Source organism: Streptomyces sp. ITFR-21, from assembly GCF_031844685.1.
Lineage (GTDB): Bacteria > Actinomycetota > Actinomycetes > Streptomycetales > Streptomycetaceae > Actinacidiphila.
On record NZ_CP134605.1, the window covers coordinates 3,926,264 to 3,941,286 of the forward strand.

Sequence of the window (15,023 nt, forward strand, 5' to 3'; positions counted from 1 at the left end):
TGTTCGCCTGGCCTGCGGGAACATCGTCTCGCACCATCGAGGTTGTGGGAGTGACGTCAGCCGGTAGCGCAGCTTCCCTCGCGCGAGCGGGGGTGATACGCGAGCGGCGCCGCTGTGCGGGACTAGCATGCGGAAGGACTGGGAGGGGACCGACCCCTCACTGCCCGACCGCTCTGAGGAGCGATTAACGATGTTCGAGAGGTTCACCGACCGTGCGCGGCGGGTTGTCGTCCTGGCTCAGGAAGAAGCCCGGATGCTCAACCACAACTACATCGGCACCGAGCACATCCTCCTGGGCCTGATCCACGAGGGTGAGGGTGTCGCCGCTAAGGCCCTGGAGAGCCTCGGGATTTCGCTCGAGGCGGTCCGTCAGCAGGTCGAGGAGATCATCGGTCAGGGGCAGCAGGCCCCGTCCGGTCACATCCCCTTCACCCCCCGGGCCAAGAAGGTGCTGGAGCTGTCGCTCCGCGAGGCCCTTCAGCTCGGCCACAACTACATCGGCACCGAGCACATCCTGCTCGGCCTGATCCGCGAGGGCGAGGGCGTCGCCGCCCAGGTCCTGGTGAAGCTGGGCGCCGACCTCAACCGCGTCAGGCAGCAGGTCATCCAGCTGCTGTCCGGATACTCCACGGGCAAGGAGTCGGCCACGGCCGGCGGGCCGGCCGAGGGCACCCCCTCGACCTCGCTCGTCCTGGACCAGTTCGGCCGCAACCTCACCCAGGCCGCCCGGGAGACCAAGCTCGACCCGGTCATCGGGCGCGAGAAGGAGATCGAGCGGGTCATGCAGGTGCTGTCCCGCCGCACCAAGAACAACCCGGTGCTGATCGGTGAGCCCGGCGTCGGCAAGACCGCCGTCGTCGAGGGACTGGCCCAGGCGATCGTCAAGGGCGAGGTGCCCGAGACGCTCAAGGACAAGCAGCTGTACACGCTCGACCTGGGCGCACTGGTCGCCGGCTCCCGTTACCGCGGTGACTTCGAGGAGCGCCTGAAGAAGGTGCTCAAGGAGATCCGCACCCGCGGCGACATCATCCTGTTCATCGACGAGCTGCACACCCTGGTGGGCGCCGGCGCCGCCGAGGGCGCCATCGACGCCGCCTCCATCCTGAAGCCGATGCTGGCCCGCGGCGAGCTGCAGACCATCGGTGCCACCACGCTCGACGAGTACCGCAAGTACCTGGAGAAGGACGCGGCCCTGGAGCGCCGCTTCCAGCCCATCCAGGTCGCGGAGCCGTCGCTGCCGCACACCATCGAGATCCTCAAGGGCCTGCGGGACCGCTACGAGGCGCACCACCGGGTGTCCATCACCGATGAGGCCCTGGTGCAGGCGGCCACGCTGGCCGACCGCTACATCTCGGACCGCTTCCTGCCGGACAAGGCGATCGACCTGATCGACGAGGCCGGCTCCCGGATGCGGATCCGCCGGATGACCGCGCCGCCGGACCTGCGGGAGTTCGACGAGAAGATCGCCGAGGTGCGGCGCGAGAAGGAGTCCGCGATCGACTCGCAGGACTTCGAGAAGGCCGCGTCCCTGCGGGACAACGAGAAGCAGCTGCTCGCCGCGAAGACCAAGCGGGAGAAGGAGTGGAAGGCCGGCGACATGGACGTCGTCGCGGAGGTCGACGGCGAGCTGATCGCCGAGGTCCTGGCCACCGCCACCGGGATCCCGGTCTTCAAGCTCACCGAGGAGGAGTCCTCCCGGCTGCTGCGGATGGAGGACGAGCTGCACCGGCGCGTCATCGGCCAGCGCGACGCCGTCAAGGCGCTCTCCAAGGCCATCCGCCGCACCCGCGCGGGTCTGAAGGACCCCAAGCGCCCCGGTGGCTCGTTCATCTTCGCCGGCCCGTCCGGCGTGGGTAAGACCGAGCTGTCCAAGGCGCTCGCCGAGTTCCTGTTCGGCGACGAGGACGCGCTGATCTCCCTCGACATGTCGGAGTTCAGCGAGAAGCACACCGTCTCGCGGCTCTTCGGCTCCCCGCCCGGCTACGTCGGGTACGAGGAGGGCGGCCAGCTCACCGAGAAGGTGCGCCGCAAGCCGTTCTCCGTCGTGCTCTTCGACGAGGTCGAGAAGGCCCACCCGGACATCTTCAACAGCCTGTTGCAGATCCTGGAGGACGGTCGGCTGACCGACTCCCAGGGCCGCGTGGTGGACTTCAAGAACACGGTGATCATCATGACCACCAACCTCGGCACCCGGGACATCTCCAAGGGCTTCAACCTGGGCTTCGCCGCCCAGGGCGACACCAAGTCCAACTACGAGCGGATGAAGGCCAAGGTCAGCGACGAGCTGAAGCAGCACTTCCGCCCGGAGTTCCTCAACCGCGTGGACGACGTGATCGTCTTCCCGCAGCTCACCGAGGCGGACATCCTGCAGATCGTCGACCTGATGATCGGCCGGGTGGACGAGCGGCTCCGCGACCGCGACATGGGCATCGAGCTCAGCACCGAGGCGAAGGTGCTGCTCTCCAAGCGCGGCTACGACCCGGTGCTGGGCGCGCGTCCGCTGCGGCGCACGATCCAGCGGGAGATCGAGGACTCGCTGTCGGAGAAGATCCTCTTCGGCGAGCTGCGCCCCGGCCACATCGTGGTGGTGGACGCCGAGGGCGAGGGCGAGACCGCGAAGTTCACCTTCCGCGGCGAGGAGAAGGTCACGGTGGCGGACGCCCCGCCCGTCGAGACCGCCGGCGGCCCGCCGAACCTCTCCAAGGAGGCGTGACCCTCCGGGGTGCGCTGATCGGCTGACAGCGGTCGGCCCCGGGTTCCCAGGAACCCGGGGCCGACCGCTTTTCCGTGCCCGCCGCCGCGCTGCCGGGGCCCGCCGAAGCGCCGCCCGGTGATGTGCCGCACGTGAGCCACGCCACGTACTAAGGGAAATAGGGGAGGGGCCGCGGCGCCCGGTCCGCCCGGCGGCGCAGGGCGGCGGACGGCGGGGCGCGAGGGCCCGCAGGCCCGGCGCGGGCGATACGCCGAAGAGGGCAATTCGGGCGTAAAGGAATGTTTCGCCGGGCTGGGAACGGGTGGTGCCGGACGCCCCGGCTACGACCCGGCCTCGTAAAGGGGGTGCTTGTCACCGCTCCGGGGGCGGGTTACCAAGGGATGGCAACGGACCGCAGCCGGAACCGCTGCACCCCCCATTCCCTGTGAGGTTGTTTCTCCATGCGCAAGATCTCGACGATGAAGAACCGCACCCCGAAGTCCGTCACGCGCGGCCGGGTCGCCGTGGTGACCGGAGGACTGGTCGCGGCGATCGCGCTGGGCTCGACGGCGGCCATGGCCGCCGGCGCACACCACCCCGAGGGCTTCCTCGCCACGGGGGCGACCAGCGGCATATCCGCGAGCGTGCACCAGCAGGCCACCGGCCAGCAGGCCGCTGCCGACAAGGCCGGCGTCGTGGCCGCCAAGGCGAAGGCCGCGAAGCAGGCCGCCGACAAGCGCGCCGGGCAGGCGGCCAAGGCCGCCGCGGACGCCAGGAAGCGGGCGCAGGCCGACGGCAGGGCGCGAAGCGCCTCCTGGGTGAGCCCGACCACCGGGTACGTCCTGGGCGCGGGTTACGCGCAGGCCGGTCCGCACTGGGCGCACACCCACTCCGGGCAGGACTTCGTGGTGAACAGCGGTACCACCGTGCGCGCCGCGCACACCGGCACCGTGGTGACGGCCGGCTGGGGCGGCGCCTACGGCAACAACATCGTGATCAAGCACGCGGACCGCACGTACTCGCAGTACGGGCACCTGTCGCACATCGGCGTCTCGGTCGGCCAGCACGTGGCCACCGGCCAGAAGATCGGCGTGTCCGGCTCGACCGGCAACTCGACCGGCCCGCACCTGCACTTCGAGATCCGCACCACGCCGTACTACGGCTCCTCCGTCGAGCCGCTGCACTTCCTGCGCGCGCACGGCGTGCACCCGTAAGGACGGGCGCCCGAGGGACGTACACCCGAGGGACGTACACCCGAGGGACGTACACCCGAAGGACGTACACCCGTAAGGAGTCGTCGCGAGCCCGCGGCCGGATTCACCCGGTCAGGGCACCCGACTCCGCCTGGGCGACAAGATCGAGGGCGACTTCGAGGACGGCCGCGCGCTTCTCCTCGGGGTCGCCCTCGATGCCCTGCATGGCGAAGATCCCGGCGTGCATCGTGACCAGCGCGGTCATGCACCGCACCTGCGCCGACATCGAGGCCCCCGGGGTCTTGATCAGCTCGCCCAGTCTGCCCAGCCGGACCTTGATCGGCTCGCCGATGGCCAGGTCGCGGACGCTGGCCTGGTTCTCCTGGAGGAACCGGAAGAGCGCGGACGCCGACCCGCTCCACAGCGCCTCGCTGTAGCGGCGCAGCACCTCCTGCTTGGTGGCCAGGGTGTGCGGCTGCGACTCGGCCCACACGATCAGCTCGTCGACCGGCCTGACCAGGTCGTCGACGATGCTGACCAGGATGTCTTCCTTGGTCTTGAAGTGGTAGTACAGCGCGGCCTTGGTGACGTCCAGCCGCTCGGCGATCTCCCGGAGCGAGGTCTTCTCGTATCCCTGCTCGGCGAAGAGCTCCAGTGCGACGTCCTGGATGCGGCGCCTGGTGTCGTTCCGGCGTGGATGGTGCGGTGTGGCCATGGCGTCGCTCTCCTGCTGCACTACGCGTCACGCCGTGTACACAGCGGGACATGATGTCAGGCCAACGGTACGGCCTGCCTGCGACCTTACGCACTTACTTGACGCCCGGCTAGTAAAGAACGTAACTTGATTTCCGTAGATAACTAGTCGGGCGGCAAGTAAGGGGCGGTGGGGAGGAGCCGGCCAGGCCGGCCCACTCCGGACGACCGCTGGACCACCGCCCTCCCCCGGGGAGGTAACCGGTCATGAGCCAGACCGAAACGCCGTTAAAGACGCCGGACGGCGTCGCGCGCGCCGACGGCAAGGAGCCGCGTCAGCGCAGTGTCCGCGTGGTCATGGTGGGCCTGATGATCGCGATGCTGCTGGCGATGCTCGACAACATGATCGTCGGCACCGCGATGCCGACCATCGTCGGCGAACTCGGCGGCCTGGACCACCTCTCCTGGGTGGTCACCGCCTACACCCTGGCCACCGCCGCCTCCACCCCGGTCTGGGGAAAGCTCGGCGACATGTACGGCCGCAAGGGCATCTTCCTCACCTCGATCGTGCTGTTCCTCGCCGGCTCGGCGATGTCCGGTGCCTCCCAGTCGATGGACCAGCTGATCACCTTCCGGGCCATCCAGGGCCTGGGCGCGGGCGGTCTGATGGTCGGCGTGATGGCGATCATCGGCGAGATGATCCCGCCCCGCGAGCGCGGCAAGTACCAGGGCCTGATCGCCGGCGTGATGGCCGTCGCGATGATCGGCGGCCCCCTGGTCGGCGGCTCCATCACCGACAACTGGGGCTGGCGCTGGAGCTTCTACATCAACCTGCCGATCGGCGCGGTCGCGCTGGCGATGGTCACCATCGTGCTGCACCTGCCGAAGAAGCGCGGTCAGGCCCGGATCGACTACCTGGGCGCGGCGCTGCTGACGGTCGCCATCACCTCGCTGGTGCTGCTCACCACCTGGGGCGGCACCCAGTACGCGTGGGGCTCCGTGCAGATCATCGGACTGCTGGTACTGGGCCTGGCCGCGCTGGCCGCGTTCCTGTGGGCCGAGACCCGCGCCGCCGAGCCGGTGATGCCGCTGCGCATCTTCCGCAACGGCAACTTCTCGCTGATCTCCCTGATCGGCTTCCTGGTCGGCTTCACCATGTTCGGCGCGATGACGTTCCTGCCGCTCTACCAGCAGACCGTCCAGGGCGCCTCCGCCACCAACTCCGGGCTGCTGCTGCTCCCGTTGCTGCTGGCGATGATGGTGGTCTCCATGGTCGCGGGCCGCTTCACCACCTCGACCGGGAAGTACAAGATCTTCCCGATCGTCGGCGGCGGCCTGATGACCGTCGGCCTCTACCTGCTGTCCACGATGGACGTGCACACCTCGCGGTTCACCTCGGGTCTGTTCATGGCGGTCCTCGGCGCCGGTATGGGCTGCATCATGCAGACCACCATGCTGGTGGCGCAGAACAGCGTGGAGATGAAGGACATGGGCGTCGGCTCCTCCTCCGCCACGCTGTTCCGCACCATCGGCGGCTCGTTCGGTGTCTCGCTGTTCGGCGCGCTCTTCGCCCACAAGGTGCAGGACGGCATGTCCGGCAAGGGCTCGACGGCCACCTCCGGCGGCGCGCAGCTCGACCCGGCGACCATCGCGAAGTTCCCGCCGGCCCTGAAGGACGCCTACTTCCACGCGGTCGCCTCGGGCACCCACGTGGTGTTCTTCTGGGGCGCGCTGGTCAGTGTCCTCGGCTTTCTCGCGGCCTGGTTCCTGGTCGAGACGCCGCTGCGGGGCGCGGCGGGCAAGAGCACGGAGCAGGAGGACGCGCCGCTCCTGGCGGACGCGGTCTGAGCGGGCGCGGTCTGAGCGGGCGCGGGCGGGCCCGGCAGGAGCTCGCCGGGCCCGCCCGGGCCGGGCCGGCGGGGGTCCGGAGCGGTCCGGACCCCCGCCGGCCCGGCGGGCTCCCGCCGGGTCACGCGCTCCGGGCCGGCGGGTGCGACGCGGCGGGCCGCCGCCGGTCGTACGCCGCCCCGGCCGGCAGGGCCCCGGGCCCCCGTAAGCGGTACCCGGCGGCAGCTCCGGAGGCGGTACCCGGCCGCGGCCCGTCACGTCATGCCACGTCGACGCCCGTCCAGGCCGCGCCGACCGCCGCGTACTCGGCGCTGCCCTTCCCGTACAGGTCGCCGGCCGCGCTGAGGGTGGCGGCCCGCGCGGAGTGGTAGGTGGCGTCGGAGGCCAGGTACACGGTCAGCGCCCGGTACCAGATCGCCGCCGCCGCGGCGCGGCCGATCCCGGTTACCGAGGAACCGTCGGCGGTCGGGCTGGCGTAGGAGATGCCGTTGATCACCTTGCGGCCGCTGCCCTCGGCGAGCAGGTAGAAGAAGTGGTCGCCCACCCCGGACCCGGCGCCGGGGTCCATGCCGGCCACCGCGGGCGACCAGAAGTCCGGCGAGCTGCCGTCCCGGGACGGCCGGTCCAGGTAGCGCACCGGCGTCCCGTCCCCGAACAGGTCGGCCTTCTCGCCGATGAAGTAGTCGGGCACGTCGGCGGGGAGGTTCGCGGAGAACTCCACCAGGGTCGCGAAAATGTCCGAGGTGGCCTCGTTGAGGGCGCCCGCCTCCCCGGTGAAGCCGAGCCCGGCGGTGGCGCTCGTCAGGCCGTGCGCGAGCTCGTGCGCGCCGATGTCCAGCTCGGTGACCGGGCGGGTGTTGCCGGCGCCGTCCCCGTACGTCACGCAGCCGCAGGCGTCGCTCCAGAAGGCGTTGCCGTAGTTCGAGCCGTAGTGCACGACGCTGCGGATCGGGCGGCCGTCGTTGGCCAGTCCGACCCGGCTGAAGGTCAGCTTCAGGTAGTCCCACATCGCCACGGCGGTGAACTGCGCGTCCACCGCCGCGCTCTGCCGGTTCGTGGCCAGCCCGTTGCCCCACACGTTGTCGGCGTCGGTCACGATGCCGGCGCGGGCGTCGCTGGTGCTGGTGTTGCCGCGGGTCGGGTCCTGCAGGAGGTACGTGGCAGCGGACCTCGTCGTGGTCAGCGGCACCTGCCCGACGTACACCCCCGTCCCCGAGCCCACCGCGGGCGGGTCGGCGCTGGCCGACCCGGTCCCCGCCGCCAGGCTCGCGGTCAGCGCGAGCGCGACGGTGAGCACGGCTCGCGCGGTGCGTTTGCGATGCATGCGGTGTCCCTTCGGGTTCCTTCGCAGGAGACGGAGAGCTGCCCGGAGCATGCCCCTCCACTTCCCTATTGTCAGGATCCTGCCAAGGATTGGCGCATCGCCGCCGCCTTTTGGCGCGCCCGCGGCGCCCGCGTACACCAATCCGCGCGCCCCGCGTACGGCCGGACCGCCCGCAGCCCGGCCCGCGCGGCCGTACCGCCCGGCCGACGGAGCGGACCCGGAGCCGTGCCCGCACCCCCCGGTCAGTGGACAATAGGCATTTATGGTGACATAGGCTGTCCAGGAGGACAGGGATGCGTGGACCGATGGGACGCAGGTGATGGCCGACTCCACAGGGGCACCGGGACCCGCCCAGGTCGGTGCCGCCGTCGCGGTGATCGACGGCGAGGGAATCATCCTGGGCTGGACGTACGGCGCCGAGCGGCTGCTCGGCCACCGCGCCGAGGACGTGGTCGGCCGCTCCGGCACGGCACTGCTGACGCAGGCGGACACCACCCCCGGCCTGTCGGCGTGGGTCGCGCGGGCCCGGATCCGGGAGCCCTGGTCGCAAACGCTGGACATCCGGCACAAGGACGGGCGGACCGTCCCGGCGCTGATCCAGGCGGCCCCGCTGTCCGGCGCGGGCCGGACCGACTGGTTCGTGACCGCCACCGACCTGCCGGGCGCGTCCCCCTGGCCGCCGGCCCGCAGCTCGCTGACGGCGGCGCTGCTCGCCCGCTCGCCGGTCGGGCTGTCCGTCTGGGGCATGGACCTGAGGTGCATCTGGCTGAACAGCGCCGCCGAGCAGCAGGACGGCATCCTGCGCCGGGACCGGCTGGGGCGCCGGATGACCGAGGTGCAGCCCGGCTACGAGGGCAGGACCATCGAGGCGGCGATGCGCGGCGTGATCGAGACCGGCGTCCCGGTGATCGAGCGGGAGTACCGGTGGACCGCGCCGGGCGACACCGACGAGCGGGTGCTGTCCTCCTCCTACTTCCGCCTCGACGGCGCCGACGGCAAGCCGATCGGCGTGTGCAACGTGGCCACCGACATCAGCAAATCCCTCGCCCGCCAGCACCTCCTCATGCTCGGCCAGGCCGGCGCCCGCATCGGCACCACGCTCGACGTCCGCAGGACCGCCCAGGAGCTGACCGAGGTCGCGGTGCCGCTGCTGGCCGACTACGTCACGGTCGACCTCGCCGAGTGGGTCCCGCTCGGCGAGGAGCCCGGCCCGCGGCCCGTGCCCCGCGACACCGACAGTCTTGTGCTGCGCCGGGCCGGCATGACCTCCGTGCACGCCGGGCTGCCGAGCTCCCTGTGGGACCTCGGGGAGACCGTCTTCATCCCGCCGTCGTCGCCCTTCACCGAGACCCTGTCGACCGGCAGGTCCCACTTCGAACCGGTACTGGACAGCGGCCCCGGCAGCTGGCTGGCCCGGGACCCGGCCCGCGCCAGGGCCGTGCGGGTCGCCGGGATGCACTCGCTGATCATCGCCCCCGTACAGGCGCGCGGCACGGTCCTCGGCGTGACCTCGTTCATCCGCACCACCAACCGGACGCCGTTCTCCCGCGACGACCTGCTGCTGGTCGAGGAACTCGTCGGACGGGCCGCGCTGAGTCTGGACAACGCCCGCCGCTACACCCGGGAGCGCGCCGCCTCCCTCGCCCTCCAGCGCAACCTGCTGCCGCAGTACCTCTCGGGCGGCGGCGCGGTCGAGGTCGCCTCCCGCTACCTGCCGGCCGACACACACGAAGGCGTGGGCGGCGACTGGTTCGACGTCATTCCGCTGCCCGGCAAGCGCGTCGGCCTGGTGGTCGGCGACGTCGTCGGGCACGGCATCAACGCCGCCGCCCGGATGGGCCAGTTCCGTACCGTCGTCCGCACTCTCGCCGACCTCGACCTGCCCCCCGACGCGCTGCTGTCCCGGCTCGACCGGCTGGTCGTCCGGCTCGCCGAGCAGAACGGCGGCGACGAGGGCCTAGCGGCCCCCTCCATGGGCGGTACGTGCGCGTACGTCGTCTACGACGCCACCACCCGGATCTGCACCATGGCCTGCGCCGGGCACCCGCCGCCCGCCGTGCTCTACCCGGACGGCACCGTCACCTTCCCGGACCTGCCGGTCGGGGCGCCGATCGGCATCGGCCTGACGGCGTACGACACCGTCACGATGGAACTCCCCGAGGGAAGCGTCATCGCGCTGTACACCGACGGCCTCATCGAGACCAGGGAGGCCGACCTCGACGACGGCATGCGCCGGCTGGGCGCTGCCCTCCGCGGCAGGTCGGGTTCGTCCCTGGAGGAGATCTGCGCGGCGACCATCGGCACGCCGGTCGGGCGGGAACGGTGGAACGGGCGGGACGCGCGGCGGAACCCCGGGCGGGGCGCCGGACGGGACCCCGGGAGTTGCACGGGGAGCGGTTCCGGTGACGGCCCCGGGAGCGGCCCCGCCCCGCTCGGCATGCTGACCGGCCGCTCCGCCGAGGACGACGTCGCCCTGCTGCTGGCCCGCACCCTGGTGGCCCGCCCAAGCGGGGGGGCCTAGAAGACTGCTGAAAATCTTGGTGAGGGGCTGTTCGGCCGGAGGCCGGGCGGCCCCTTTCGTTATGGGGTGGCTGGGGGCAGGTGCCAGGTGGTGTTGGTCCGGGTGAGTCCGAGGGTGATGGGTCAGCGGAGGTTGAGGGCGGCGGCGCGGTGGTGGAGCCGGATGTTGTTGGCGATGACGCCGTGGTAGGGAACCCGTCGGCTGCGGTGCCGGCGCATCGCCGCACGGCGCCGGCACGTACCTCCGCCGTGGCCTCGGCGCTGTGCCCGGCGTGCCGGGACGGACTTCCCGCGTCTCCCGCCGGCGTACGCGCCGCCGGCTCCAAGCGGTACCGGTCCTGCCGCGGGCAAGACCGCGACGCCACAAAGAGCGGCCGGGCGGCAGCAGTTCGGCCGCGGTGGCCAGGCCGGTGACCGGGGTGCGCAGCTCGTGCGCGATGGCCGCGCTGATCTTCCAGCGCAGCCCGCTGCGGAAGAAGCCGCGCGGCGACGGGGCGGAGGGGGACATCAGGCCCTCAGCTTGTAGCCGAAGCCGCGGACCGTCTCCAGCCGGTCCTGGCCGATCTTCGCCCGCAGCCGATGCACATGAACGTCCACCACCCGGGTGTCGCCGCCCCACCCGTAGTCCCACACCCGCTCCAGCAGCCGCTCGCGCGACAGTACGGTGCCGGGCGCGCCCGCGAACTCCAGCAGCAGCCGCATCTCGGTCGGGGTCAGTGCCAGGCGCTCCCCGCCGCGGGTGACCTCCATGCCTCCGGGTCGATCGCGATGTCGCCGAAGGACAGCGGCGCGCTCCCGGCCGCCTCCTCGGACTCCTCGGGCGCGCGGTCGCCCGGAACCTGCGCAGCACCGCCCGGATCCGGGCCACCAGCACGGCGGTGTCGAACGGCTTGGTCACGTAGTCGTCCGCGCCGGCCTCCAGGCCCAGCACGACGTCGATGGAGTCGGCCCGCGCGGACAGCATGATCACCGGGACCGTCGACTCGTCCCTGATCCGGCGGCACGGGCTGACCCCGTCCAGGCCCGGCACCATCACGTCGAGCAGCGCCAGGTCCGGCCGGTCCCCGCGGAAGGCGGCCAGTCCGGTGATGCCGTCGGGGGCGGCGGTCACCTGGAAGCCGTCGCGTTCCAGCGCGAGGGTGGTCGCCTCGCGGATCACGTCGTCGTCCTCGACGAAAAGGATGTGGGTGCCGTGGGTGCCGTGGGTGCCGTGGGTGCCGCGGGGGACACGGGGGACGTGGGCGGCGGCCACGGGGTCAGTGTCCCCCCACGGCGGGGGTGGCCGGGCCGGTGACCGTTCCGCCGGCCCGGCCGGGCGGCACCGCGCCGGCCGTCCTCGTCTGTGTCCCCGTCCATGTCCCTGTCTGCGTCCCCGTCTGCGTCTGCGGCTGGGTTCCCGTCCGCGGGGCGGGCGCGGGCAGCCCCGGATCGAGTGGGGCGGAACTGGGCAGCGGCATCGGCGCGGTGAAGGTCGGCTCGGGGGAGGCGGTCGGCGACGGTGCCCCGTAGCCGGTGAAGGAGCGGGCGGTCTGCACGAAGTGGCCGGTGCGCCAGGTGTACGTCGCCGATTCCTCGCCGGTCGGGTACGCCACCGGGTCGTCGCTGGGGAACACCTCGTGCACCACCTCCAACCGCCCGTCGTCCACGCTGCCGTACACCGGGCCGTGCTCGTCGGCGAAGACGCAGCGGTACTTGCCGCCGACCATCCGGTACACGTAGGCCGCGATGCCGAGCCGGTCCCCGCAGGTGGTGACGTTGACCACCAGCTCGGGGCCGTCGCCCGCGGTGAGGTCGCCGGCGTCGGTGTCCATCGGGTAGCCGTCGTCGCCGCACGGCGCCAGGTCCCGGCGGACGCCCGCGCTGACCCCGGTGTCCCGGCGGACCATCCCGGCCAGCGCGCCCGGGTCCGAGACGATGGCGGGGACCGCGGCGGGCCGGGTCTTCATGCTGACGCTCGGCGCCGGGCCCTCCCGGCGGGCGCCGGTCGCGTCGGTACCGCAGCCCGCGACCGCCACGCACGCGCCGAGCAGCGCGGACGCCGTGGCGACGGGGGCTATGCCGCGCACGCGTCCTCCTTGCGTGTGTAGCCGTAACCGCCGTGCTCCAGCTCGTGCCGCAGCCCGGCCAGCGCGCGGTGCAGGGTGCTCTTCACCGTACCCGCGGACATCCCGAGGGCGCGGGCGGTCTCCTCCGTGGTCAGCTGGCTGTAGTGGCGCATCACCACGACCTGCCGCTGCTTGGGCGCGAGCACCCGGAGCACGTCGCGCAGCATCTCCCGATCGGCGCGCTGCTCGGCGCCGTCGTCGACGCTGGCGTCCGGCAGCTCGCCGGTCGGCACCTCGTCCAGCTTGCGGCTGCGCCACCACTCGGTCCTGGTGTTGATCATCACCCGGCGCGTGTACGCGTCGGCCAGGGCTTTGCCGGCGATGTCGTCCCAGCGCGGATACGTCCGCACCAGCGCGGTCTGCACCAGGTCCTGGGCGCCGGGGCGGCCGGGGCCGAGCGCCGCGCCGGGCACTCGGGACCTCGGGCCGGGCGGGACGGCGGGGACCGCCGCGTCAGCCGGTCGGCCGAGCCGGGCGGTCGGGTACGTCAATCGGGCTGCCGGGTCAGCCGGTCGGACAGGTCAGCCGGGCAGCCGGAACGTGTCGCCGGCCAGCGGCTCCACCAGGCCGTCCGCGACCAGTCCGTCCAGCGCCCGCGCCCGCTGCGCCGGCTCGTGCCACACCGCGTCCAGCGCCGCCTTCGGCACCGGCCCGGCCGACGCCCGCAGGACGGCCAGCAGCCGGCCGCGGACCTGCCGGTCGGTGCCGGCGTACGTCTGGCCCTTGCGCGGCGGGCCGTCGTGCGCGGGCGAGCCCGCCAGCCGCCACGCGCAGCGCGCCGCCACCGGACAGGCTTCGCACGCCGGCGAGCGGGCCCCGCACACCAGGGCGCCCAGCTCCATGGTGGCCGCCGCCCAACGCGCCGCGGTCGTCTCGTCGGGGGGCAGCAGACTGCCCGCGGTACGGCGTTCCGCGGCCGTCGTCGCGTTCGGCGGGTACTCCACACCGGTCACCACCCGGGCGAACACCCGCCGCACATTGGTGTCCAGCACGATGTGCCGCCGCCCGTAGGCGAACGACGCCACGGCCGCCGCGGTGTACTCGCCGACCCCCGGCAGCGCCAGCAACTCCGCGTGCTCGCGCGGGACCTCGCCGCCGTGCTGGTGCGCTATGGCGGTGGCCGCCGCGTGCAGGCGCAGCGCCCGGCGCGGGTAGCCCAGCCGGCCCCAGGCGCGTACCGCCTCGCCGGGGGACTCCGCGGCCAGGTCGGCCGGTCGCGGCCAGCGGACCAGCCACTCCGCGTGCACCGGCAGCACCCGGCTGACCGGGGTCTGCTGGAGCATGAACTCGCTGACCATCACCGACCAGGCGCCCGCGTCCGGGCGGCGCCACGGCAGGTCCCGGGCGTGCTCGTCGAACCAGTCGATCACCAGGCCGTGCAGCTCGGCCAGGGCGGGGGCGCCGAGGGGGGCGCCGAGGGGGGCGGCGGAGGGTGCGGGGATGTCGCGGAAATCTGTGCTCATGACGGCTCGATCCTCGCACATGTGCGGGAGGTGACCGGAACGGACAGCGAGGGACGGTGACGCACGGCGACCGCCCCGGCGGGTCGGGCGGCTCGCGCGGACGGCGGTCGCGCGGGTGCCGCGGACGGGTAAACGTGATGATCGGCAAAGACCGTAAGACGAGCGGCGGGTGATGCGGCGACAGGCGGGTGATCTCCCCTAGAGTTCGTCCGTGGGCTCAATGCGCAATCCCGTCGGACCTCTGCCTTCCTCCATCTACTGGCGGCGGCGAGCCGTTGCGCTGTGCCTGCTCGCGCTGGCGGCCGTGGTCGTGCTGTGGTGGCTCAACTCCGGTGGCGGAGGCGGCGGAAGCGGCGACGGCAAGGGCTCCGGCGCGCCCGGCGACTCGCACACCCCGGTGGCCACGATCACCGCGGGCCCGGCGCCCTCGGGCACCCACATCAGCGGGCGGCCGGGCGGCCGGGACACCGCGCCCGGCGACGGCGGCTCCAACGGCGGTTCGGGCGACGGCGGCGGCTCGGCCGCCCCGAGCGCCTCCGGCGACGCGGGTTCGACCGCGGGTTCGACCGCGGGCTCGGGTTCCGGCTCGACCCCGGGTGACACGGCCGGTGCCACCGGGGGCGGCGGTTCGGACCAGGGCGCCGCGGGCGGCTCCCCGGACGGCGGGTCGGGTACCGGCGGTGAGGTGCCCGCCGACCCCGCGCTCCCCGACTGCGCCCCCGGCTCGGTGCGGCTGTCGCTGGTCGGCGCGCAGAACTCCTACGCCCCCGGCGAGGCCCCGACCTTCCGGCTGCGGGCCGCCAACTCCGGCGGTGTCACCTGCAAGATGGACTTCGGTCCGGCCCAGGCGGTGTTCACCATCACCAAGGCCACCGACAGCAGCCACGTCTGGGCCTCGAACGACTGCCCTAGCCGCGGTTCGTACCTGCTCCAGGTGCCCGCGCACGGCACCGCCACGTACACCCTGCGCTGGAACGCCGAGACCAGCTCGCCGAAGTGCGCCAAGCCCAAGGGCCAGGCCGCGGCTCCGGGCACCTACCTGGTGCAGGCGGCGGTGCCGGGCTACGGCAGCAAGCAGGTGTCCTTCGTGCTCTCGGCGGACTGACCCGGGCCCGATCGCACCTGGCCCGCACCTGACCTGGGTCCGATGCGCATCTGACCCGCACCCGCCCGGCCCCGGTCCGC

The 15,023-nt window shown here is 72.7% G+C and carries 9 protein-coding genes and 2 pseudogenes; 5 read left to right on the top strand and 6 right to left on the bottom strand.

From position 1 onward, the window contains the following. Positions 1–190: 190 nt before the first annotated feature. Both RLT57_RS17285 and RLT57_RS17290 read left to right on the top strand, forming a co-directional pair. Positions 191–2,713 carry an ATP-dependent Clp protease ATP-binding subunit gene (locus RLT57_RS17285; protein ID WP_311298302.1) on the top strand — a complete coding sequence of 841 codons (2,523 nt, stop codon included), beginning with the start codon at positions 191–193 and terminating at the stop codon, positions 2,711–2,713. Between the two features lie 440 nt (positions 2,714–3,153). Beyond that, positions 3,154–3,906: a M23 family metallopeptidase gene (locus RLT57_RS17290; RefSeq protein ID WP_311298303.1), complete on the top strand. Its 753-nt coding sequence runs from the start codon at positions 3,154–3,156 to the stop codon at positions 3,904–3,906. Positions 3,907–4,009: 103 nt separating this feature from the next. Here RLT57_RS17290 and RLT57_RS17295 read toward each other — a convergent pair whose 3' ends face one another. Next, complete coding sequence (locus RLT57_RS17295; RefSeq protein WP_311298304.1) at positions 4,010–4,600, bottom strand: TetR/AcrR family transcriptional regulator; 591 nt, start codon at positions 4,598–4,600, stop codon at positions 4,010–4,012. Between the two features lie 245 nt (positions 4,601–4,845). On the opposite strand from RLT57_RS17295, the gene RLT57_RS17300 reads away from it, so the two are divergent. After that, positions 4,846–6,426, top strand: coding sequence for an MDR family MFS transporter (locus RLT57_RS17300; protein WP_399128858.1), 1,581 nt, complete (start codon positions 4,846–4,848; stop codon positions 6,424–6,426). 259 nt (positions 6,427–6,685) lie between these two features. Here the strand turns inward: RLT57_RS17300 and RLT57_RS17305 are convergent, their stop codons facing one another. Further along, positions 6,686–7,750: a M4 family metallopeptidase gene (locus RLT57_RS17305; RefSeq protein WP_311298305.1), complete on the bottom strand. Its 1,065-nt coding sequence runs from the start codon at positions 7,748–7,750 to the stop codon at positions 6,686–6,688. Positions 7,751–8,069: 319 nt separating this feature from the next. Here RLT57_RS17305 and RLT57_RS17310 point away from each other — a divergent pair, with 319 nt between their 5' ends. Then, complete coding sequence (locus tag RLT57_RS17310) at positions 8,070–10,271, top strand: SpoIIE family protein phosphatase (RefSeq protein ID WP_311298306.1); 2,202 nt, start codon at positions 8,070–8,072, stop codon at positions 10,269–10,271. 506 nt (positions 10,272–10,777) lie between these two features. Here RLT57_RS17310 and cseB read toward each other — a convergent pair. From cseB to RLT57_RS17330, 4 genes and pseudogenes are all read right to left on the bottom strand, one after another. Further along, a pseudogene (cseB, locus tag RLT57_RS17315) lies at positions 10,778–11,453 on the bottom strand (two-component system response regulator CseB). A 73-nt stretch (positions 11,454–11,526) separates the two neighbouring features. Next, a complete protein-coding gene (locus RLT57_RS17320; protein WP_311298307.1) occupies positions 11,527–12,336 on the bottom strand; it encodes a hypothetical protein in 810 nt (269 codons plus the stop codon). Next, positions 12,324–12,758, bottom strand: a pseudogene (locus RLT57_RS17325) (SigE family RNA polymerase sigma factor); the annotation flags it as partial. The gene RLT57_RS17320 and the pseudogene RLT57_RS17325, both read right to left, overlap by 13 nt. A 138-nt stretch (positions 12,759–12,896) precedes the next feature. Further along, entirely contained in the window at positions 12,897–13,838 is a 942-nt protein-coding gene (locus RLT57_RS17330; RefSeq protein ID WP_311298308.1) for an A/G-specific adenine glycosylase, read from the bottom strand. Positions 13,839–14,058: 220 nt separating this feature from the next. Between RLT57_RS17330 and RLT57_RS17335 the strand changes: the two genes are divergently transcribed. Then, positions 14,059–14,943, top strand: coding sequence for a hypothetical protein (locus tag RLT57_RS17335; RefSeq protein ID WP_311300750.1), 885 nt, complete (start codon positions 14,059–14,061; stop codon positions 14,941–14,943). Positions 14,944–15,023 lie beyond the last annotated feature (80 nt).